This window comes from Buchnera aphidicola (Chaitophorus populicola), assembly GCF_964058995.1.
Classification (GTDB): Bacteria; Pseudomonadota; Gammaproteobacteria; order Enterobacterales; family Enterobacteriaceae; genus Buchnera_J; species Buchnera_J aphidicola_BO.
In genome coordinates this window covers 208,601-231,098 of record NZ_OZ060382.1, presented here as the reverse complement: position 1 = coordinate 231,098, position 22,498 = coordinate 208,601, and the positions used below count along the sequence as shown (strand labels likewise).

Here is a 22,498-nt window from a genome sequence, read left to right as displayed (position 1 = left end):
TATATTATATAATAATAAATTTTATATAAATATTAATTAATATATTTTATCAAAAATATTGTATGCAGATTTATATTTTGCTTGATATTGGAAAATATTTAAAAATGTTTGAATAAATTTCTTTCTAAAAATCTTCATTGTAATTTTAGGAAGAATATCTATTAAATTCATAACTTTTATAAATTTATTTCCACAAGGATTAATTTTTTTATATACACTTAAATCAGTATTTATATTATAAGATATTCCATATAAAGAACAATGATTTTTAATACGTAATCCTATAAAACAAAATTTTTTTTTATTTATATATATACCAGGAGCGTTTTTAATAGTATAAGCTGTTATATGAAATTTTTTTAATGTATTAATTACAACTTTTTCTATCAAAAAAAGAAAATCCCGAATATTAATTTTTTTTAATTTTAAGTTTATTAATATATAAACTAATTGTTGTCCTGGTCCATGGTAAGCTATTTTACCTCCTCTATTACACTGTACAATTGGAATATTATCTATTGGTTTAATAATATTTTTATTTTTTTCTAAAATACCCGTTGTAAAAATCGCATTATGTTCAGTAAACCATAACTCATCTACTGTCTTTTGATTTCTAGAATCTGTAAATACATTCATTGCACTAGAAATTATACTCCAATCAGTTTTTTTTAAATTACGAATATAAATATTTTCCATAAATAAAATTCATTAAACTTCGTGATTACTTTATTTTAATATAGATTAAAATAATTTAATAAAAAATTAAATAAAAATTTTTAAATTTACTAGAAACTTTTATAAATAATAGATCTTAATCCAGAAATAATTAATTCGATTCCTAAAGACATCAATAACAATCCCATAACTTTAGTAATAATTTCCATTCCAGTTTTACCCAAAAAATACATAAAAAATGGAGATATTCTAAAAATACTATAACAAAATAAAAAAAATATACCAATTACTATACTACAAAAAATCATGTTTATGAAACTAGGATATTGTATACTCCAAATTATTGTAGAACTAATAGCGCCAGGTCCAGAAATTAAAGGCATAGCTAAAGGTATTACACCAATATTTTTTAATTGTATATTTTTTTTTTTATATATTTTTTTTTTTTGATTAATAGTAGAATTTTGATTATTAATCATAGAAAAAGCTATAAACAAAATTAATAAACCACCAGAAATTTTTAAAGATGATATTGAAATTCCAAAAAAATTTAAAATATTATGACCAAAAAATAAAGATATAATCAAAATTATACATGCTGAAAAAGTTGCTATAAAATTAATTCTATTTCTTTCTTTATCAGAAAAATTATTTGTCATGCTACAAAAAATTGGTATCATACCTATAGGATTAATTAATACAAATAAACTAATAAAAAATTTTATATAAATTGCAAAATCAAAATTTAATATATTCACATATGTTCCTCATATGTTGATTAAAATTTATTTAATTTAAGCTGTTTACTTAATTTTTAATTATTTTTGCTATAATACTTTTTGTATCCATTCTAATATCTTTAATCTGCACGAAAATAATATCTGATATTTTATAAAATATTTTGTTATTAATATAAACTAAACCTTCTTCTGTATTTAATTCTAATTCTGAACGAATATTATGAATATAAGAATTTGGAATAAAAATATTTGCTCCTGTATCTAATAATTTTGCTCTAATACCACCTCTAGAAATATCTATTATTTCTGATTTTAATATTTCATTTTTAAAATCATTTTTCTGAAAATATTGAATATATAGTAAATCTTCTATTTCTCTTTCTGATAACCTATGTTTTCTTTTTTGACTAGATATTTTTTTTAACGTATTTTTTTTTACTGCAATAGGTGTTTCATTTAAAATCATTGATTTTAAAAACCTATGATTAATAATATCTCCATACTTTCGAATTGGTGATGTCCATGTAGCATATTTTTTAAATCCTAAAGCATAATGAGGATTAGGATTAAAACTGAACTCACTAAAAGATTGAAATTTTCTAATTCTACTACTTAAGTATTTATATTTTTTTTTTCTTAATATTTTATATAAAGTACGGAAACCTCTTAAAGTTAATATTTCTTTTGAAGTAAGGAAAATGTTATTTTTTTCCAGTAATAATGAAATTTGTTTAGCGCTAGATTCATCAAAACCAGAATGATTATTATATAATCCAAAACCATCTTTTTGAGATAATAGTTTTGCTGCAGTTAAATTAGCAGATATCATACATTCTTCTACTATTTTATGTCCAATTCTTCTTGTATCATTTGAAATTCTTAAAACTTCTCCATTAGAAGATAGATGAAATTTGTATTCTAATCTTTCTGGAAAAATTAAAGCATATTTTTTTCTCCATTTAATTCTAGATATACATAATTGATGCAAAAATTTCAATTGTTGTATAATATTTTCTGTAGATGGCAACCAATTACTTTTATTTTCTAACCAATCTGAAACATTCTTATATGATAATTTTTCTTTAGACTGAATCCATGCTAAAAAAAACTTACTATTTTTTTTTATTTCACCTGTTTCAGATATAATCATTTTACATGCTAATACTGGACGTTTTTTATGTGGTTTTAATGAACATAAATCTTCAGATAATATTCTTGGTAACATAGGAACATTAAATCCAGGTAAATAATTTGTAAAAGCTCTTTTAGAAGCTATTTCATCTAATTCACTATTAACATGAATAAAAGATGTTGTATCAGATATAGCAACTATTAATTCAAAATTATTAGAAATTTTTCGAATAAATAAAGCATCATCAATGTCTTTAGTATTATTATTATCTATAGTAATAAAAGACAAATCTGTTAAATCTAATCTTTTATTAGAATTAATAAAAGAAATATTATCTATATTAATTTTAGGTTCTTCTTTTTTTAAATCATATTTTGATAAAGTTATCCACCATGGTGTAAATGGATCTTCTTTTTTAGCAATAAATTTAATTAGTTCAGCATGAAATAAATCATCATCTAATTTATGTTTCGTTAATTTTGCTATAAACCAATCTCCTGATTTAAAATCAGATATTTGATTTATTAAAAATGTACATGGAATATATTCTTTTAAAAATGCATAATTTGGTATAATAAATAGTTGTTGATTAATTTTTTGAAGTCTACCGATAAAAATTTTTAAAAAAGAGTCTATAAGTTTTTCTGGAATAACTATTTGTCTATCTTTTGAAAATCCTATTTTCGCAATAATTTTATCTCCATGCATAACTTTTTTTATTTTTTTTGGTGGAATAAAATAACTATTCTTTGAATCTGTTTCTAAAAATCCAAAACCTTTCTCAGATTTTTTTACTATTCCTTCAATTCTCACATTTTTTTTTTTAAATTTTTTTTTTAACTGTATTAATATACTGTTATTATAAAACATTATCATTTAACCTAAAAATATTAGATTAAAATATTTAAAAATTTATATAAATAAAATTTATGTATATAAACATTTAATACTTTAAACATAAAAATACATTAAATTAATATACTATGATTTTCAAAAAAGACCAAACTAAATTACTAAATAAGAATTTTAAAAAAATTAAAATAATCCAACTGTATTAAATCCTCCATCTACATATATAATTTGACCTGTAATTCCAGAAGATAAATTACTGACTAAAAAAGATGCTGCATTTCCTATTTCTTTAGTTGATATATTTCTTTTTATTGGAGAAAATTTTTGATATATAGAATAAATTTTTTTAAAATTTTTAATGCCATATGAAGAAACTGTTTTTACTGGACCTGCAGAAATTGCATTTACTCTAATTTTAGGACCTAAAGAACTTGCTAAATATCTTACATTAGCTTCTAAAGAAGCTTTAGCTAATCCCATCAAATTATAATTTGGAATAAATTTTCGAGAACCGACATAAGATATAGTTAACAAAGCAGAATTATCATTTAAAATAAATCGACAATATTTAGCTATTGCTGAAAAACTATATGAAGTTATATGATGTGATTTTTGAAAAGATTTTTGATTAATTGAATCAATATAATTTTTTTGTAAATATTTTTTGTTTAAATATGCTATAGAATGTACAAAACCATCAAAACTAGACCATATTTTTTTTAATTTTAAAAATAGTTTTTTAATGTGAGAATTTTTTCTCATATCACATTTTAAGATAATATTAGAATTAAATTTTTTAGCTATATTTTGAATTTTATGTTTATATTTTTTATTTTTATATGTAAATGCTAATTCTGCACCCTGACAATACATAGCTTTAGAAATACCATATGCTATAGAAAATTTATTATGTAAACCAATAATTAAAATTTTTTTATTTAATAAAATCCCCATTTTAAACCTTTAATAAATTAGTTATAATTTATAAAAATTAATATTTATAAAATATAATTTTTTTTGCTAGAACAGAAGATTTTCCTATATAATTAAAAGGAGTTAAACTACATAATTTCTTTTTTTCAGAATCAGAAATATTTAAATTATTAATGAATTTTTTTATTATTTTTTCATTAACTTTTTCTCCTCTAAATAAATTTTTAATATTTTCATAAGAATTTTGTATACCCATCTTACGCATAATAATTTGTAAAGGTTCTAATAATATTGAATAATTTTTACTTAAATCATAATGAATATATTTTTTATTAATTTTAATTCTTTTTAATCCTAATAAAATAAAATGATAACTAATTATAGAATATGATATAATACTTCCTAAATTTCTGAGTACAGTAGAATCACTTAAATCTCTTTGCCATCTAGAAATAGGTAATTTACATGAAATATGTTGTATTAAAGCATTAGAAATACCTAAATTTCCTTCAGAATTTTCAAAATATATAGGATTCACTTTATGAGGCATTGTAGAAGATCCAGTTTCATTAAAATTTATTTTTTGTTTAAAATAATTTAAAGAAATATATCCCCAAATATCTCTATTAAAATCAATCAAAATAGTATTAAATCTAAATATGCAAGAAAAAAATTCTGACAAATAATCATGAGGTTCTATTTGAGTAGTATAAGGATTCCAAAAAATATTTAAAGAATTTACAAAATTTCTATTAATTTTTTCCCAATTTAAATTTGGATATGCTATAAGTAAAGCATTATAATTTCCTACAGCACCATTAAATTTTCCTAAAATTTTAATTTTTTTAAATTGTTTAAATTGTCTTTTTAATCGATAAGAAAAGTTTGCAATTTCTTTTCCCATTGTAGATGGTGTAGCAGATTGTCCATGAGTTCTAGATAAAATTACAGATTTTTTATATTTTATTGACATATAGTCCATATAATCAATAATTTTTTTCCAATATTTTAAAATATGTTGTTTTTTAGATTTTTTTAACATTAATGCATAAGCTATATTATTAATATCCTCAGAAGTACATCCAAAATGAATAAATTCAATAATATTATTTGCATTTTTAATTGAAGAAAGCTTATTTTTTAAAAAACAAATAATAGAGTTTAAATCATGATTTGTTAATTTTTCAATTTTTTTTATTTCATAAGCATCTTTTATGCTAAAATTTTCAATAATCATATTTAAAAAATTATTTATTTTTTTATTAAATAAACATAATTCTTTAATTTCTGGAATTTTAGATAAATATTTTAACCAATAAATTTCTACTATTAATCTATATTTAATAAATCCATATTCACTAAAAATATTTCTTAAATCTTTAGTTAAATTTTTATATCGACCATCCAATGGAGAAATATTTTTTAAATTTATATATTTCAAAATTTTTTTCCTTTTTAATAATAAAAAATTTTATTAATATTTTATTTAAAAAAATTTTTTAACTAATGGAATTTTATCCTGAATAATGCCACCGCCTAAACAAATGTTTTTTAAATAGAATACTGCAGATTGACCAGGGGTCACAGAAGAAATTGGATTTAAAAAAGTTACTTTAATATACTTATTTTTTTTTTCTATTATACAATTATTTTCAGTTTCAGAATATCGAGTTTTAATTTTACAACTCATAGGAAAAGCAATATTTTTTTTATTAATCCAATGTACTTTTTTAAGAATTAATCCTTTAGATAATAAATATTTATTATTAATTCCTTGATCTACAATTAAAATATTATTTTTGATATCTTTATCTATAACATACCATGGACTACTACGATATTTTTTTAATCCTCCTATATTTAATCCTTTTCTTTGACCTAACGTATAATAAAATAACCCGTTATGTTGACCTATAATTTCTTTTTTAGTAGTAATAATAATACCGGGTTTAGAAGATAAATATCGATTTAAAAACTCTTTATAAAACTTAGGTTGAATAAAACAAATACCTGTAGAGTCTTTTTTATTATAAACTTTTAAATTAATTTTTTTTGCAATTTCTCTGACCTGTGTTTTTTTAAAAGATCCTAACGGAAACAATATTTTTTTTAATTGTTTTTGTTTTAACGTATATAAAAAGTAACTTTGATCTTTTTTTTTATCTTTACCTTTTAATAAAAAATGATCTTTATTTTTTATAAAATTTATAGCATAATGCCCGGTAGATATATAATCAGCATTTAAATTTTCTATAGCAAACTTTAAAAAAATTTTAAATTTAATTTTTTTATTACATAATATGTCTGGATTCGGAGTTCTACCTTTTTTATGTTCTAATAAAAAATTTTTAAAAACATATGTCCAATATTCTAAAGAAAAATTAACTTTATGTAAAAAAATATTTAAAGATTTACATACATTTTCAACATCTTGAAGATCTTTTTTAGAATTGCAATATCCAAAATTATCTTCTTCTTCCCAATTTTTCATAAATAAACCTTCAACATGATATTTTTCTTTTAACAACCATGCAGTTACTGAAGAATCAACACCTCCAGACATAGCAACAATAACTTTTTTTTTTCTACATATCATAAATTAACCTTTAAAATTTTTCATATCAATAAAAATTAACTGAATATTCATTCTCATAATTAACTATGTTATAGTATTTTAATAAAAAATTTAAAAATAAAATTTTATTATATAATTAATATTTAAATTATTAAATAAAAATATTAATATATCGTAATATAATACAAAATATAAAATTATTTATAATAACTTTAATTTTTAAAAATTTTTAATCATTATTTATTTAAAATAATTTATGGTATATAAAAATTAATGAAAAAAATAAGAAATTTTTCTATTATTGCACATATAGATCATGGAAAATCTACTCTAGCTGATAGATTAATTCAAATCTGCGGAAATTTAAAAAAAAGAGAAATATCTACACGTATGCTAGACACAATGGATATAGAAAAAGAAAGAGGAATTACTATTAAAGCTCAAACAGTTACTACAACATATACAGCTCAAAATAATAAAAAATATTATTTAAATTTTATTGATACTCCAGGACATGTTAATTTCTCTTACGAAGTAAAACGTTCTTTATCAGCATGTGAAGGAGCATTATTAGTAATTGATGCTACTCAAGGAATAGAAGCTCAAACGCTAGAAAACTGTTATACAGCTTTAAATATGAATATAAAAATTATTCCTGTGATTAATAAAATTGATTTACCGCATGCAGATTCTAAACGAATTATGAAAGATATAGAAGATATTATTGGAATTTCTTCTAAAAATGCTATTTCTTGTTCAGCAAAAACAGGTTTAGGCATTAATCTTTTATTAGAAAAAATTATACAAAAAATTCCTTCTCCGACAGGAAATCAAAATAAACCTTTACAAGCAATAATAATTGATTCATGGTTTGATAATTATTTAGGAGTAGTTTCTTTAATAAGAATTAAAAACGGATTTTTAAAAAAAGGATCTTCTATACAAGTAATGAGCTCAAAAAAAAATTATAAAGTAGAAAAACTTGGAATATTTACACCCAAACAAATATCTTTAAATAAATTAAAATGCGGAGAAGTAGGATGGATTATATGCGGTATAAAAAATATATTAGCTGCTCCAGTAGGAGATACTTTAACTTCTTCTAAAAATCCCTGTAAATATCCTCTTCCAGGTTTTAAAAAAATCACACCTCAAATATATGCTGGATTATATACAATTAATTCTAATCAATATGAAAATTTTAGAGATGCGTTGGGTAAGCTTAGTTTAAATGATGCATCATTATTTTATGAACCAGAAAATTCATCAGCTTTAGGGTTTGGTTTTAAATGTGGTTTTCTTGGTATTTTACATATGGAAATTATTCAAGAAAGATTAGAAAGAGAATATAATCTTAATTTAATTTCTACTCCTCCAACAGTAATTTATGAAGTAAAAATGGTTAAAGATAATCAAGTTTTACATATAAATTCTCCAATTAATTTTCCTCAAAAAGGAACATATAAAGAAATACGAGAACCTATTGCAGAATGCATTATTTTATTGCCTTCAAAATATATTGGAAATATAATTTCTTTATGTATAGAAAAAAGAGGAATTCAAAAAAAAATGGTATATCATACACATCAAATATCTTTAACTTATGATATTCCAATGTCAGAAATAGTTTTAAATTTTTTTGATCAAATTAAATCTGTTTCTAGCGGATATGCCTCTTTAGAATATAAATTTAAAAAATTTAAAAAATCTAATTTAGTATGTTTAAATATATTAATTAATAATCAAAAAGTTGATGCGTTATCTATAATTACACATGAAAAAAAATGTTTACGTAAAGGAAAAGAAATTATTGAAAAAATGAAAAATATTATTCCTCGACAACAATTTGATATCTTAATACAAGCTTCAGTTAAAAATAAAATTATAGCACGTGCTACTATAAAACAATTAAGAAAAAATGTTTTATCTAAATGTTATGGAGGAGATATTTCAAGAAAAAAAAAATTATTAAATAAACAAAAATTAGGAAAAAAAAAAATGAAAAAAATTGGAAATATTAATTTACCAAAAGAAGCATTTTTTTCTGTTTTAAATATAAATAAAAATTCTTAATAAGGGACAACTTAATGTATAATATATTTTCTACATTTTTTACACTATTTATAATTTTCATAGGTCTAGTGTGGACATCAAAAGTAATTAAAAATTTATATTATAGATATCATCTTACAAAAAAAGAATATAATGATTATAAAAATTCGCAAGAAGATTCTATAAGTAATATTTTTCCAATTTTAATTTTTACATTTATTTTCAGATTTTTTATATTTGAACCATTTCAAATTCCTTCTACATCTATGTTACCTTCTTTATTTGTAGGAGATTATATTTTAGTAAAAAAATTTGCTTATAATATAATTAATCCATTTAATCAAAAAATACTCTTTAATATAGCGCATCCTCTTAGAGGTGATATTGTAATATTTAAATATCCTTATAATACAAATTTAAATTTTGTAAAAAGAATTATTGGAATACCTGGAGATAAAGTACAATATAATCCTTTTACTAAACAACTATCTATTTATCATAAATATAATAAATATTTATATTTTATGAATTTAGTAACATATAAAAAATTTATAAAAAATACTTTTCAAGATAAAAATATTTTAGATTTAAAAAATAATATAGTTGTAGAAGAAATAAATAACGATAATCACTATAATATTCTTATATCAAAAAATCGTATAGATCAAGAAAAATTTTATTATAAACAAAAATTAAATAAATTAGGAACTTGGAATATTCCAGATGGTTATTACTTTGTTATGGGAGATAATAGAGATAATAGTTCTGATAGTCGATATTGGGGATTAGTGCCTGAAGAAAATATTATAGGTAAAGTAAGTATGATATGGTTTAGTTTAGAACAAAATGAAAATGAATGGCCAACTGGAATAAGATTTTATAGAATTGGACAAATGATTAAATAAAATTTACAATTTTAAAAAAAATAAAATTTACATCTTTAATTATTACATTTTAATTTAAAAATATTGGTATATCATGGATTACTCTGAAACAAAAAAAGTACAAAAAATAATAGGATATGTATATACTAAAAAAGAACTTTTAAAACAAGCATTAACTCATAGAAGTTCTGGAATCAATCACAATGAAAGATTAGAATTTTTAGGAGATTCTATTCTAAGTTTTGTAATTGCAACAGCTTTATACAAGTTTTTTCCTGATGTAAATGAAGGAGATATGAGTCGTATGCGAGCAACATTAGTTAGAGGGCATACATTAGCAAAAATTGCACATGAATTTGAATTAGGAGAATATTTAAAACTTGGGCAAGGAGAACTTAAAAGTGGAGGTTTTAGGCGAGAATCTATATTAGCAAATACTGTCGAAGCAATTATTGGAAGTGTATTTTTAGATAGTAATATCAAAACTATAGAAAAATTAATTTTAAAATGGTATAAAAAAAGATTAGAAAAAATTAGTCCTGGAGCTGCTCAAAAAGATTCTAAAACTAGACTTCAAGAATATTTACAATCTAAGCATTTACCATTACCTACTTATACTGTTGTGCAAGTATATGGAGAAGCACATAATCAATTATTTACAGTACAATGTAAAATTTTAAATATTTCTGAAAATTTAATTGGAATAGGATCTAGCAGAAGAAAAGCAGAACAAAATTCTGCTCAATATGCTTTAATAAAATTAGGAATCGAGTGAAAAAAATAAAAAATCAATACTGCGGAAAAATAATAATTATAGGAAATCAAAACTCTGGAAAGTCTAGTTTAATGAATAAATTAATTGGAAAAAAAATTTCTATAACCTCTAAAAAAAAAAATACTACTAGAGAAAATATCTTAGGAATTAAAACAATTAAAAACTATCAATTTATATACATTGATACTCCAGGATTTGAAAACAAAAAAAATATAAACATTTACAAAAATTTAAAGTTACAAAATATAAACATAAACAATTTAAAATTAGTTATTTTAGTAATTGATAAAATAATTTGGGATATTAATAATAGTTATTTATTAAATTTTTTTAATAAAAAAAATATTCCAAATTTAATTGTTATAAACAAAATAGATAAAATTAAAAAAAAAAGTATCATATTACCATTTATTAAATATTTAAATGAAAAATTTTCTCAAACAAAAATTATACCGGTTTCATCTAAAACCGGAGATAATATAAAAATTTTAGAAAAAATTATTAAAAAATATATTCCTATTAATAAACATATTTTTAAGAAAAATCAAAATAATAATTATTCCTTAAAATTTCAAATACATGAAGTAATCAGAGAAACAATAATGAGATATTTTGGAGATGAATTACCTTATTCATGTAAAATAAAAATTAAATCAATTAAAAAAAATGTAAAAAAAGAAATAATTATTCATGCTGAAATTTATGTTTTATATTTAAGACAAAAAAAAATTTTTATTGGAAAAAATGGAAAAAAAATAAAATTATGTAGTGTGATATCTAAACAAAAAATAGAAAAAATTTTAAATACAAAAGTACATCTTTTTATATGGATTAGAAATATTAAAAAAGATTTAATATAAAAAAATATAAATAATTTTAATAAAAATAAACATTACATGTAAAAAAAATAAAATGAAAATTATAGGAATTGGAATAGATATATTAAGGATAAAAAGAATTAAAAAGATATTACAAACATATAAAAAAAATTTTTTAAATAAAATTTTATCAAATAAAGAACACTTTTTTTATAAAAAAAGCAATAGAAAAATAAAATTTATAATAAGAAGTTTTGTTATTAAAGAAGCAACATGTAAAGCTATGGGAACAGGAATGAAAAATGGAATATCATTTAAAAATATTGAAATTTATTATAATAAAAAAAAACAATTAAAAATAAATTATCTTAAAAATGCTTTATATTACAAAAAAAAATTAAGAATTCAAAAATCACATATTAGCTTTACAGATGAAAAAAAATATGCGCAAGCTATTGTAATTTTGGAATCATAATAATTTTCTTATCTTTTATTTATAAAAAATTTTTTCATTAAATTAGAGCATTCATCTTTTAAAATATTTTTTATGATTTTAATTTTAAAGCTATTGGAACTATAAATAAAATTTGTATCATAAAGAATATTTTTAAAATTATTTTTTCTACTAGCTCCTATAATTAATGTATTAATTCGACTATTTAAAATTGCTCCTAAACACATAATACAAGGTTCTAATGTTACGTATAATTTAGTATTTAATAACCTGTAGTTTTTCAAATATTTTCCTCCATTTCTTAATGCAATAATTTCTGCATGCGCTGTAGGATCATTATTTGTAATAGAATTATTCCATCCTATACTAATTACTTTATTTAAATGAACTAATACTGATCCAACAGGAACTTCTCCTTGATTAAAAGAAATTTTAGCTAAAAATAAAGCAAGTTTCATCCAATGTTCATTCATATTTTCATTTTTATACACATGTTATAATATCATATATCTAAATATTAACATTGAAAACGTTTAAAATTTTTTGACAACTCTCTTTTTAAAAATTTATTTTTCTTAGATTGTCTTTTATCATATAAATTCTTTCCGATAGCTAAACCAATTTCGAGCTTACAAAAAGATTTTTTCCAAAATAAAGAAATAGGAATAATAGTATATTTATATTTATTTACTTGAGAAGCAATAAAATTAATTTCTTTTCTTAAAAGCAATAATTTTATATTTCTATTTTTTTGAATTAAAAAATTATTCTTAATTATAGTAGATGTTTTTAAAGGTTGAATTTCACAATTTAATAAATAAATTTCATTAGAACGTAAGGCTACATAACTATGACTAATATCAATTTTACCTTGACGAATAGACTTTACTTCCCATCCATATAAAACAATACCAGAAATAAATTTTTTTTTAATAAAAAAATTGAATTTTGCTTTTTTATTAAATAATATATTTAATTGTTTTTTTTTTTTTATCATTATAATAATAATTTTTATTAAATTTGCAAATATTGAGTTAAATAATATATTTTAAAATATTATATATTTATTAAAATTAAATATTTAAATATTTAAATATTTAAGAAATAAAATACATATTATTTTTTAATAATAAAATTTCATTTATTAATTTTTAATCTGAAGATACAGATACCATAGCTGGCCTTAATAAACGATTGTGTAGTAAATAACCTTTTTGCATAACTTCTACTACATAATTTTTTTGAACAGATTTCGTAGATTTCAAAAACATTGCTTGATGAATAGCAGGATCAAAAGGAATATTTGTCGTATCAATAATTTTAATATTATTTTTTAATAATATATTTATAAAAAAAATATTATTTTTTAATAATTTTTGATAAATTTTATTATATTCAGGAAAATTTTTAATGGATTGACATGCTATTTCTAAACTATCTAGTATAGGTAATATAGAAATAATAATTTTTTCTAAAGAAAATTTATGAACTAAATCTATTTTTTTATATATTTGCGTATTACATTTATTAAAAAGTATTTGATTATTTTGTTGTATATTTAATAATTTATTTTTTAATTTTTTGTATTTTTTTGTTAAAAGTAACAATGTGTTTTTGATTTCTAAACAAGTACTATTTTTATTAGAAATATTTTTGTTTTTTTTATTTTTTTTAACATTCATGTAATTTACCTTTTATAAAAATTAATATGACAAAATATAAAATTTTAAAAAAAAATAATTTTAATTATTAATTTTTGACAATTAGATTTTTATAAGAAAAAAAATATCTCATGGTTATGCAATCTAAGTATTTTAATCAATATTTATTACATAATTATCTATGACAAGAATACCTATTTTAGCTTTATAAAAATAGTAATAAAATAATTTTTTAAATAATAAATTACGAATTATTTTTTACTATTTTATTAGAATTAACTAAATTATCTACTATTAAAATATTTTTTTGTATTATTTTTATGGTTTTAATTAATATAAATTGCCTATATAACATATAATAACTTAAAATGTCAATAATATACATGTCGAATACATATTTCTCTAGATAAAATTAAAATTCTTAAAAAATTTTCCATAAATTATTCAAAAATTTTTTTTTAATTTTTTTAATTTTATACATTAAAATTTTTGAATAAATATGTAATATATTTGAAGTTATAATATATTTTTTTTATAAAAATATTAAATAAATCTTATAAAAATAAATTTTTTATATAAAAAAATTTATATATTATACATATAAAAATTATTTAAAATCATAATTAAAATATTTATAATATTTTATATATGAATTAAATAAAAATATTTTTAATAAATTTTTTAAAGATTTCGGTGCGGACGGGACTTGAACCCGTGACCCCCGGCGTGACAGGCCGATATTCTAACCAACTGAACTACCGCACCAATTAAAATATAAATAATTTTATTTTATAATTATACTATAATTTTATAAAAAAACAATATTTTATTTATTTGAATTCTTCATCCATAAACAATTTCCATTATTTTTCATATGTTTTAAATATTTTACATGTCTAGTATTTTCTTTTGCGCTAGCATATTTTATAATATTCTTTTTATTTAAAAAACAATTTGAATTAACATCAGACATTAATTTACTAGAACTATGAATAGAAAAAAATGATTGTTGATGAGAAGTCATTAATAAATACACTTTAGCTAATAATTTTGCATCTAAAATAGCGCTATGTAATTTTCTATGATAATTTACTTTATAACGCTTACATAAAGCTTCTAAACTATTTTTTTTTCCAGGAAAAATTTTTCTAGATAATTTTAAAGTATCTAAAACAGTACAATAATTTAAAATTTCTGGAATATTTTTTTTTAATAGACTTAATTCATAATTTAAAAAACTTAAATCAAATTTAGAATTATGAATAATTAATTGTGAATTTTTTATATATTTTATAAATTTTTTATATACTTCAGAAAAATTAGGTTTATCTAATAAAAATTTATCGGATATACCATGAATTTTATATGCTTCTTTATCTATTAATCGATTCGGTTTAAGATAAACATGAAAGAAATTTTTTGTAATACGACGATTAATAATTTCAACAGCACCAATTTCAATAATTCGATGATTTAAATATACTGATCCAGTAGAATTTATTCCGGTAGTTTCAGTATCTAAAACAACTTTACGATTATATATATTCATATCAATAACTTTATACATTTTAATAAAAATAAAAGTGAAATTTAAAAATGAAAAAATTTATTACAGTATTTACAGATGGTTCATGTTTAGGTAATCCTGGTCCAGGAGGATTTTGTACAATTATAAAATATCAAAATATTATTAAAAAAATTAGTACAGGCTTTATATTAACTACTAATAATCGAATGGAATTAATGAGTGTAATTATTGGTTTAAAAAAAATAAAAATAGCTTCATATATAAAAATTAATACTGATAGCCAATATGTTAAAAATGGAATTACGAAATGGATTCAAAATTGGAAAAAAAATAATTGGCTTACAAAAAATAAAAAAAAAGTAAAAAATATTGATTTATGGAAAAAATTATATAAACTTGTAAAATATCATATACAAATAAAATGGTTTTGGATTAAAAGTCATTCTGGACAAAAAGATAATGAAAAATGTGATATAGAAGCTAAAAAATCTGCAAAAAATCCTAAAAGAATAGATTTTGGTTATATATATAATAAATAATACGGTATTAAAATGATTAAAATTAAAGAAATTAAAATTTTAGAAAATAATATAGTCTGGATATTATATAAAAAAAATAAATGTATTATAATAGATCCAGGATTATCAAATCCTATTATAAATAAATTAAATCAATATAAATTAACGCCTATAGTAGTTTTTATTACGCATTTACATAATGATCATATACAAGGTTTATATAAAATTATTCAATATTATCCAAAAATATTAATAATTACACCAAAAAAAATTAAAAATATATCAAAAAAAAATCAAATAATTATATGCAACGTACAAAAAATAAATATTTTAAATAATATATTTTTTATTTTTCCTACACCAGGACATAGTGAAAACGATATTTCTTATTTTTGTTATCCATATCTTTTTTGTGGAGATATTTTATTCTCTGGAGGATGTGGAAATACTTTAAACGGTGGAAACTCAATAAAATTATATTATTCACTTCAAAAAATTATGCAATTACCAAAAAATACAATTTTTTTTAACTCACATCAATATACATTATCTAATTTAAATTTTTCTCATAAATTTTTTAAAAAAGATATTTTTATTCAAGAATATTTAATGTTTATGAATAAAAATTACAAAAAACAAAAAAATTATAATTCTTTAATTTTTGAAAAAAAAATGAATATTTTTTTTAGAATTAAAGAAAAAAATTTACAAGAAATTATTAATTATTGGTATAAATCAGATAAAGAAATAGAATATTTTTGTAATTTAAGAAAAATAAAAGATGAGTTTTAGAAATGGAGCTAAGCGGGATCGAACCGCTGACCTCCTGCGTGCAAAGCAGGCGCTCTCCCTGCTGAGCTATAGCCCCTTTTAAAAAAATTTTAAAAATATTAATTATTTTTTTAAAATTTAAGATAAAGGTGTTTTAATAGGCCTGAGTGGACTTGAACCACCGACCTCACCCTTATCAGGGGTGTGCTCTAACCAACTGAGCTACAAGCCTTTAATAATAATATCAGAAAATTTGTGTGGGCACTTTAAAATTTTAAAGTGACTTTTAAGGAGGTGATCCAACCGCAGGTTCCCCTACGGTTACCTTGTTACGACTTCACCCCAGTCATGAATCACAAAGTGGTAAGCGCTCTCCTTTTCAGGTTAAGATACTTACTTCTTTTGCAACCCACTCCCATGGTGTGACGGGCGGTGTGTACAAGGCCCGGGAACGTATTCACCGTGGCATTCTGATCCACGATTACTAGCGATTCCGACTTCATGGAGTCGAGTTGCAGACTCCAATCCGAACTACGACGAACTTTATGAGGTTGGCTTGTCTTCGCAGATTTGCTTCTCTTTGTATTCGCCATTGTAGCACGTGTGTAGCCCTGGTCGTAAGGGCCATGATGACTTGACGTCGTCCCCACCTTCCTCCGGTTTATAACCGGCGGTCTCCTCTGAGTTCCCGGCCGAACCGATGGCAACAAAGGATAAGGGTTGCGCTCGTTGCGGGACTTAACCCAACATTTCACAACACGAGCTGACGACAGCCATGCAGCACCTGTCTCATAGTTCCCGTGAAGGCACTTTCTTATCTCTAAAAAATTCTATGGATGTCAAGACCAGGTAAGGTTTTTCGCGTTGCATCGAATTAAACCACATGCTCCACCGCTTGTGCGGGCCCCCGTCAATTCATTTGAGTTTTAGCCTTGCGGCCGTACTCCCCAGGCGGTCGACTTAACGCGTTAGCTTCGGAAGTCATTTCTCTAAGGAAACAGCCTCCAAGTCGACATCGTTTACGGCATGGACTACCAGGGTATCTAATCCTGTTTGCTCCCCACGCTTTCGCACCTCAGCGTCAGTATTCATCCAGGAGGTCGCTTTCGCCACAGGTATTCCTCCAGATATCTACGCATTTCACCGCTACACCTAGAATTCTACCTCCCTCTACGATACTCTAGTCTTTTAGTTTCAAATGCAATTCCTAAGTTAAGCTCAGGGATTTCACATCTGACTTAAAAAACCGCCTACGTGCTCTTTACGCCCAGTAATTCCGATTAACGCTAGCACCCTCCGTCTTACCGCGGCTGCTGGCACGGAGTTAGCCGGTGCTTCTTTTTTAGGTAACGTCACAAAATATATGTATTATATATATTTCTTTCCTCCCTAACGAAAGTACTTTACAACCCTAAGGCCTTCTTCATACACGCGGCATAGCTGCATCAGGCTTTCGCCCATTGTGCAATATTCCCCACTGCTGCCTCCCGTAGGAGTCTGGACCGTGTCTCAGTTCCAGTGTGGCTGGTCGTCCTCTCAGACCAGCTAGAGATTGTTGCCATGGTAAGCCTTTACCTTACCATCAAGCTAATCTCGTCTGGGTTCATCCAAAAACGTAAGGCTTTTAAAATAAAAGTCCCCTACTTTAGTTTTTTAACATTATGCGGTATTAGCTACCGTTTCCAGTAGTTATCCCCCTTTTTTGGGTAGATCCCCAGATATTACTCACCCGTTTGCCGCTCGCCGACAAGAAAAAAATAAATTTTTTTCTTTCGATGCCGCACGACTTGCATGTGTTAAGCTTGCCGCCAGCGTTCAATCTGAGCCATGATCGAACTCTTCATTTTTTAAAAATTTGAATTAAATAAATTCAATAACTGTGTAATAATAATTTTTGCACTTAATATTTTATGTGCCCACACAGATTTTCTGATATTTTTTTAAAGAACATTAACAACTAAAGTTTTTTAATAATATATTATATTTATATTTTTGTCAAATATATTTTTTTATTTTATTAAAAATTTTTATAGAACATATATAATATTATAAAATTAAAAAAATATCTAAAATTATATATCTAATACTAGGAAAAAAAATGAATATATTATCAAAATTAAGAAAAAAAATAAAAAAAAGTCTTATAAAGAGTAAAATTTTAATTAATCAAAAAATAATAATTCAAAAGAATAAAAATGAAAAAAATGGACATTATCAATTAAATAATTTATATAGTATTTCTAATTTTAATAATATGTCTCCAGAAATTTTATCTAAAAAAATTATTAAAAACATGAGTTCTCAAAAAATGATTCAAAAAATGGTTTTTTCTAAACCATGTTTCATAAATATTTTTCTTAATTCTGTATGGATAGAACAATCTATAACAAATTTATTTTCTAACAAAATAAAAACAAAATTCAAATGTAATAAAAATAAAAAAAATGTAGTGATTGATTACTCTTCTCCAAATATGGCAAAATCTATGCATGTAGGGCATTTACGATCAACCGTTATAGGAGATGCTACAGCACGTATTATGGAATTTTTTGGATATAACGTTATACGTTGCAATCATATTGGAGATTGGGGAAACCAATTTGGAATGTTAATTGCTTACTTAAAAAAAGTTAAAAAAATAAAAATATCAAAAATTAAAAACATATCTATTGATCAAATAGAAAAAATATATTGTCAAGCAAAGACATTATGTATAAAAAATAAAGATTTTTTAAAAAAATCTGATGAATATACTGCTAAATTACAACAAAATAATCAATATTGTTATAACATATGGAAAAAAATTATTAAATTAAATATTAAAGAAAATAACAAAATTTATAAATTATTAAATATCAGTTTAAATAATACACATATTATAGGTGAAAGCTTTTATAAAAATATGTTACCAAATATTATTCAAGATTTAATACAAAAAAAAATTGCTATTCAAAAAAATCACAATATCATTGTTCCTTTAAAAAATATAAAAAATAGAAAAGGTAAAACCATGGGTGTTGTTTTAAAAAAAAAAAATGGATCTTTTTTATATTCAGCTATTGATATTGCATGCATGAAATACAGATATGAAAAATTAAAAGCAAATATTATATTATATTATATTGACTCACGTCAAAAACAACATTTAAAACAAGTATATAAAATTTCAAAACTTGCTAGATATATATCACAAAAAGTTAAAGTTAAACACCACATGTTTGGTATGATGCTAAATAAAAAAAATAAACCTTTTCAAACACGTTCTGGAAAAACAATTAAATTACTAGAATTAATTAAAGAATCTATCAATAGGGCTCAAACAATAATATTGAAAAAAAATGAAAAAATTTCAAAAAAAAATTTATTGAAATTATCTAAAATTATTGGTATAGGAGCAATCAAATATTCTGATTTATCTAAAAATAGAACCACTAATTATATCTTTAATTGGAAAAACGTATTATCTTTTGAAGGAAATACTTCTCTCTATATACAATATACCTATACTAGAATTATTTCTATTTTAAAAAAAGATTATAAAAATTTAATTAAATCAAATTACACAATTAAAATATCTAATAATTCTGAAATGTTGTTATGTATAAAAATTTTGCAATTTAAAGAAATTCTATATCAAGCTTCTAAAAAAGGAGAACCACATTTAATATGTAATTATATTTATGAATTAGCATCTAAATATTCTTATTTCTACGAAAAATATCATATACTAAAAATTAAAGATAAAAAAATTTGTATTACTAGATTAAAAATTTCTTACATAATTTCTAAAATTTTAAAAATAGGATTAAATATTTTAGGCATTAACGTTACAAAATCTATGTAATATTAATTCAAAGATATACATGAAATTTATTTCAAAACATATTTTTAATTTAAAGTATAAAAAATTAAGAAATATAAATTTTTAAATATTTATATTTTAATATTAAAATAAAAAATAATTTTAAATATTATGCATATATTTAAAAATTTATTAATATCATTAATTTATGTATTTTAAAATATTTTTTATAACAAATTATTATTAATTTTAATATTTTTTTAAATTTTATAATAAAATATATCATAATTTTTAAAAAAAATTATTAAACATATATTTTGAATTAATTCATATAAATTAAAATAAAATATTAAAAAAAAATATATACTCATATATTACTTTGAATATATAATTTTTTATATATATTAAAATCATTAATTAATAAATTAATTTTTATATATGCAAGATAAATTTAAAAATAAAAATTAAATAAAAATATCTATGATGTAATTAAATATCTATTTTATAATTTTTTTTAAAAAATTTGCTTAACTCATATAAATATTAATAAAAATATTAAAATTTATATAAATAAAAAAATAAAATAAATATATATTTTTTACAAAATATTTAATCTACTAATTTAAAAAATTAAATTAAAACCTTAAAAAAAATAATTAATTAATTTATATTATTTACTTATTATATATTTTTATAAAAAATTCTATAAAAACATAAATTATTAAATTTAAAATTTATATAAAAAAGTTATATCTTATATTTAATAAAAAATATATTTTTATAAGCTTCATACAACCAATATTATAATTTAAAAATCTCATTATTATTTATATGAATATATTTATTATAATAATTAAATTTATAAAAATAATATTAAAAAATAAATTTATTTCAAATGTTTATCAATTTATAAATAATTAAATTATAAAAAAATTTAAGATATTAATTTATTTTTTTGATTTTATTTTTTTATTTCAATATATTATTTAAAATATTTATATATTATTAAAATTTAACTTAATTATATTAAATTTATTTAACAAAATTATTTAAAAAAAAATAAAAAATTAATTAAAAGTTTCAATAACAAAAAAATAAAGTTTAAATATTTTAAAAAACTATACAGGAATATATGAAAAAAACAAAATATTTTATTTCAACAACAAAAGAAAAACCAAATAACACATGTAGTATTAGTCATCAATTAATGATCAGATCTGGAATGATTTCTAAAAATTCTTCTGGAATATATACATGGTTACCTAACGGAATCAAAGTACTTAAAAAAGTTATAAAAATTATACATAAAGAAATGAAAAAAAATAATGCAATAGAAATTCATATGCCTATCTTACAATCATCAAAATTATGGGAAAAAAGTAAAAGAATAAAATTATATGGAAAAGAATTATTTAAAATTATTGACAGAAATAAGAATAACTTTATATTATCACCAACACATGAAGAAATTATTACTCAATTAATTAAAAATAAAATAAATTCTTATAAATCATTACCCCTTATTTTATATCAAGTTAATACAAAATTTAGAGATGAAATTAGACCTAAAGCAGGAGTATTACGAGCAAGAGAATTTATTATGAAAGATGCATATTCTTTTCATACCGATAAAAAATGTCTAAAAAATACTTATAAAAGTATATATAAATCATATATAAAAATATTTAAAAAAATGAATCTTAAAGTAAAAATTTTACAAGCAAAAAATGGAGTAATTGGCGGAAATATTTCTCATGAATTTTATATAAATATTCAAGATCGTAAAAAAAAAATAAATAATAAATCAAAAAAAAATATTCAAATAGAAATTGGTCATATATTTCAATTAAATCAAACTTACTCTAAAATCTTTAACACTTATATTCAAACTCGTAATAAAATAAAAAAAAATTTAGAAATGGGATGTTATGGCATTGGCGTAAGTAGATTAATTGGAGCAATTATTGAAAAAAATCATGATCAAAATGGAATAATTTGGCCAATCTCGATTGCACCATTTCAAGTTTCTATCATACCAATTAACTTTTTTAAAGATCTTCTAGTAAAAAAAATAACAGAAAGTATATATTTTCAATTAAAAAAACATATAAAAGTTTTTCTTTATGATACAAACGAACAACCTGGAATGATGTTTTCTGAAACGGATTTAATTGGTTTTCCATATAAAATTATCATTAGTAAAAATACAATAAAAAATAAATGTATAGAATTACAAAATAGAAGAACATCTTCTAAAAAAAATATAAAAATTAAAAATATTTTAAAAACTTTATTAAAAAAACTTAAAATAAAAAAAAAATAAAAAAT

At 21.0% G+C, this 22,498-nt stretch carries 19 protein-coding genes, 3 tRNA genes and 1 rRNA gene; 9 read left to right on the top strand and 14 right to left on the bottom strand.

All coding sequences use genetic code 11. The features are described from left to right. Positions 1-36: 36 nt before the first annotated feature. From lipB to mnmA, 6 genes are all read right to left on the bottom strand, one after another. Positions 37-696 carry a lipoyl(octanoyl) transferase LipB gene (gene lipB / locus AB4W57_RS01025; protein ID WP_367677707.1) on the bottom strand — a complete coding sequence of 220 codons (660 nt, stop codon included), beginning with the start codon at positions 694-696 and terminating at the stop codon, positions 37-39. An 89-nt stretch (positions 697-785) separates the two neighbouring features. Further along, positions 786-1,433 carry a YchE family NAAT transporter gene (locus tag AB4W57_RS01020; protein ID WP_367677706.1) on the bottom strand — a complete coding sequence of 216 codons (648 nt, stop codon included), beginning with the start codon at positions 1,431-1,433 and terminating at the stop codon, positions 786-788. Positions 1,434-1,482: 49 nt separating this feature from the next. After that, positions 1,483-3,417, bottom strand: a complete 1,935-nt coding sequence (locus AB4W57_RS01015) for an exoribonuclease II (RefSeq protein ID WP_367677705.1) — start codon at positions 3,415-3,417, stop codon at positions 1,483-1,485. Between the two features lie 165 nt (positions 3,418-3,582). Then, complete coding sequence (locus AB4W57_RS01010) at positions 3,583-4,353, bottom strand: enoyl-ACP reductase (protein WP_367677704.1); 771 nt, start codon at positions 4,351-4,353, stop codon at positions 3,583-3,585. A gap of 37 nt (positions 4,354-4,390) precedes the next feature. After that, positions 4,391-5,773, bottom strand: a complete 1,383-nt coding sequence (gene purB, locus AB4W57_RS01005) for an adenylosuccinate lyase (protein WP_367677703.1) — start codon at positions 5,771-5,773, stop codon at positions 4,391-4,393. 45 nt (positions 5,774-5,818) lie between these two features. Continuing rightward, positions 5,819-6,928, bottom strand: coding sequence for a tRNA 2-thiouridine(34) synthase MnmA (mnmA, locus tag AB4W57_RS01000; protein ID WP_367677702.1), 1,110 nt, complete (start codon positions 6,926-6,928; stop codon positions 5,819-5,821). 252 nt (positions 6,929-7,180) lie between these two features. Here mnmA and lepA point away from each other — a divergent pair, with 252 nt between their 5' ends. From lepA to acpS, 5 genes are all read left to right on the top strand, one after another. Next, entirely contained in the window at positions 7,181-8,980 is a 1,800-nt protein-coding gene (gene lepA / locus AB4W57_RS00995) for a translation elongation factor 4 (protein ID WP_367677701.1), read from the top strand. A gap of 14 nt (positions 8,981-8,994) precedes the next feature. Continuing rightward, positions 8,995-9,864 (top strand): signal peptidase I, encoded by an 870-nt coding sequence (gene lepB, locus AB4W57_RS00990; RefSeq protein WP_367677700.1) that lies wholly within the window; start codon positions 8,995-8,997, stop codon positions 9,862-9,864. 73 nt (positions 9,865-9,937) lie between these two features. Then, complete coding sequence (gene rnc, locus AB4W57_RS00985) at positions 9,938-10,618, top strand: ribonuclease III (protein WP_367677699.1); 681 nt, start codon at positions 9,938-9,940, stop codon at positions 10,616-10,618. Further along, positions 10,615-11,478 carry a GTPase Era gene (gene era, locus AB4W57_RS00980; protein WP_367677698.1) on the top strand — a complete coding sequence of 288 codons (864 nt, stop codon included), beginning with the start codon at positions 10,615-10,617 and terminating at the stop codon, positions 11,476-11,478. The genes rnc and era overlap by 4 nt, the downstream gene beginning before the upstream one ends. A gap of 52 nt (positions 11,479-11,530) precedes the next feature. Next, positions 11,531-11,911: a holo-ACP synthase gene (acpS, locus tag AB4W57_RS00975; protein WP_367677697.1), complete on the top strand. Its 381-nt coding sequence runs from the start codon at positions 11,531-11,533 to the stop codon at positions 11,909-11,911. 8 nt (positions 11,912-11,919) lie between these two features. Here acpS and tadA read toward each other — a convergent pair whose 3' ends face one another. The 5 genes from tadA to dnaQ form a co-directional block, all read right to left on the bottom strand. After that, the gene (tadA, locus tag AB4W57_RS00970; RefSeq protein ID WP_367677718.1) at positions 11,920-12,363 is read right to left on the bottom strand and encodes a tRNA adenosine(34) deaminase TadA; all 444 of its coding nucleotides are present in this window, start codon (positions 12,361-12,363) and stop codon (positions 11,920-11,922) included. Between the two features lie 44 nt (positions 12,364-12,407). Beyond that, entirely contained in the window at positions 12,408-12,887 is a 480-nt protein-coding gene (gene smpB, locus AB4W57_RS00965) for an SsrA-binding protein SmpB (protein WP_367677696.1), read from the bottom strand. 154 nt (positions 12,888-13,041) lie between these two features. Next, the gene (locus tag AB4W57_RS00960) at positions 13,042-13,572 is read right to left on the bottom strand and encodes a nucleotide exchange factor GrpE (protein WP_367677695.1); all 531 of its coding nucleotides are present in this window, start codon (positions 13,570-13,572) and stop codon (positions 13,042-13,044) included. Between the two features lie 670 nt (positions 13,573-14,242). Next, a tRNA-Asp gene (locus tag AB4W57_RS00955) sits at positions 14,243-14,316 on the bottom strand. A gap of 61 nt (positions 14,317-14,377) precedes the next feature. Beyond that, complete coding sequence (gene dnaQ, locus AB4W57_RS00950; protein ID WP_367677694.1) at positions 14,378-15,100, bottom strand: DNA polymerase III subunit epsilon; 723 nt, start codon at positions 15,098-15,100, stop codon at positions 14,378-14,380. Between the two features lie 47 nt (positions 15,101-15,147). On the opposite strand from dnaQ, the gene rnhA reads away from it, so the two are divergent. Together rnhA and AB4W57_RS00940 are read left to right on the top strand one after the other, a co-directional pair. Continuing rightward, positions 15,148-15,618, top strand: a complete 471-nt coding sequence (gene rnhA / locus AB4W57_RS00945) for a ribonuclease HI (RefSeq protein WP_367677693.1) — start codon at positions 15,148-15,150, stop codon at positions 15,616-15,618. Between the two features lie 12 nt (positions 15,619-15,630). Further along, positions 15,631-16,389: an MBL fold metallo-hydrolase gene (locus AB4W57_RS00940; RefSeq protein WP_367677692.1), complete on the top strand. Its 759-nt coding sequence runs from the start codon at positions 15,631-15,633 to the stop codon at positions 16,387-16,389. Positions 16,390-16,392: 3 nt separating this feature from the next. Here AB4W57_RS00940 and AB4W57_RS00935 read toward each other — a convergent pair. From AB4W57_RS00935 to AB4W57_RS00925, 3 genes are all read right to left on the bottom strand, one after another. Beyond that, positions 16,393-16,465: transfer RNA gene (locus AB4W57_RS00935), tRNA-Ala, on the bottom strand. 61 nt (positions 16,466-16,526) lie between these two features. Further along, positions 16,527-16,600 (bottom strand) — tRNA-Ile (locus AB4W57_RS00930). A 55-nt stretch (positions 16,601-16,655) separates the two neighbouring features. Then, positions 16,656-18,215: ribosomal RNA gene (locus AB4W57_RS00925) — 16S ribosomal RNA — on the bottom strand. A gap of 251 nt (positions 18,216-18,466) precedes the next feature. Between AB4W57_RS00925 and argS the strand changes: the two genes are divergently transcribed. Together argS and proS are read left to right on the top strand one after the other, a co-directional pair. Further along, positions 18,467-20,212 carry an arginine--tRNA ligase gene (gene argS, locus AB4W57_RS00920; RefSeq protein ID WP_367677691.1) on the top strand — a complete coding sequence of 582 codons (1,746 nt, stop codon included), beginning with the start codon at positions 18,467-18,469 and terminating at the stop codon, positions 20,210-20,212. A gap of 1,090 nt (positions 20,213-21,302) precedes the next feature. After that, complete coding sequence (gene proS, locus AB4W57_RS00915) at positions 21,303-22,493, top strand: proline--tRNA ligase (protein ID WP_367677690.1); 1,191 nt, start codon at positions 21,303-21,305, stop codon at positions 22,491-22,493. The last annotated feature ends 5 nt before the right edge of the window (positions 22,494-22,498 follow it).

What these genes read in the sequence shown, in the direction of transcription:
- lipB (WP_367677707.1), bottom strand. Translation starts at nt 696, where the DNA reads ATGGAAAATATTTATATTCGTAATTTAAAAAAAACTGATTGGAGTATA.
- AB4W57_RS01015 (WP_367677705.1), bottom strand. Translation starts at nt 3,417, where the DNA reads ATGTTTTATAATAACAGTATATTAATACAGTTAAAAAAAAAATTTAAA.
- AB4W57_RS01010 (WP_367677704.1), bottom strand. Translation starts at nt 4,353, where the DNA reads ATGGGGATTTTATTAAATAAAAAAATTTTAATTATTGGTTTACATAAT.
- mnmA (WP_367677702.1), bottom strand. Translation starts at nt 6,928, where the DNA reads ATGATATGTAGAAAAAAAAAAGTTATTGTTGCTATGTCTGGAGGTGTT.
- lepA (WP_367677701.1), top strand. Translation starts at nt 7,181, where the DNA reads ATGAAAAAAATAAGAAATTTTTCTATTATTGCACATATAGATCATGGA.
- lepB (WP_367677700.1), top strand. Translation starts at nt 8,995, where the DNA reads ATGTATAATATATTTTCTACATTTTTTACACTATTTATAATTTTCATA.
- rnc (WP_367677699.1), top strand. Translation starts at nt 9,938, where the DNA reads ATGGATTACTCTGAAACAAAAAAAGTACAAAAAATAATAGGATATGTA.
- acpS (WP_367677697.1), top strand. Translation starts at nt 11,531, where the DNA reads ATGAAAATTATAGGAATTGGAATAGATATATTAAGGATAAAAAGAATT.
- tadA (WP_367677718.1), bottom strand. Translation starts at nt 12,363, where the DNA reads ATGAATGAACATTGGATGAAACTTGCTTTATTTTTAGCTAAAATTTCT.
- smpB (WP_367677696.1), bottom strand. Translation starts at nt 12,887, where the DNA reads ATGATAAAAAAAAAAAAACAATTAAATATATTATTTAATAAAAAAGCA.
- AB4W57_RS00960 (WP_367677695.1), bottom strand. Translation starts at nt 13,572, where the DNA reads ATGAATGTTAAAAAAAATAAAAAAAACAAAAATATTTCTAATAAAAAT.
- dnaQ (WP_367677694.1), bottom strand. Translation starts at nt 15,100, where the DNA reads ATGAATATATATAATCGTAAAGTTGTTTTAGATACTGAAACTACCGGA.
- rnhA (WP_367677693.1), top strand. Translation starts at nt 15,148, where the DNA reads ATGAAAAAATTTATTACAGTATTTACAGATGGTTCATGTTTAGGTAAT.
- AB4W57_RS00940 (WP_367677692.1), top strand. Translation starts at nt 15,631, where the DNA reads ATGATTAAAATTAAAGAAATTAAAATTTTAGAAAATAATATAGTCTGG.
- argS (WP_367677691.1), top strand. Translation starts at nt 18,467, where the DNA reads ATGAATATATTATCAAAATTAAGAAAAAAAATAAAAAAAAGTCTTATA.
- proS (WP_367677690.1), top strand. Translation starts at nt 21,303, where the DNA reads ATGAAAAAAACAAAATATTTTATTTCAACAACAAAAGAAAAACCAAAT.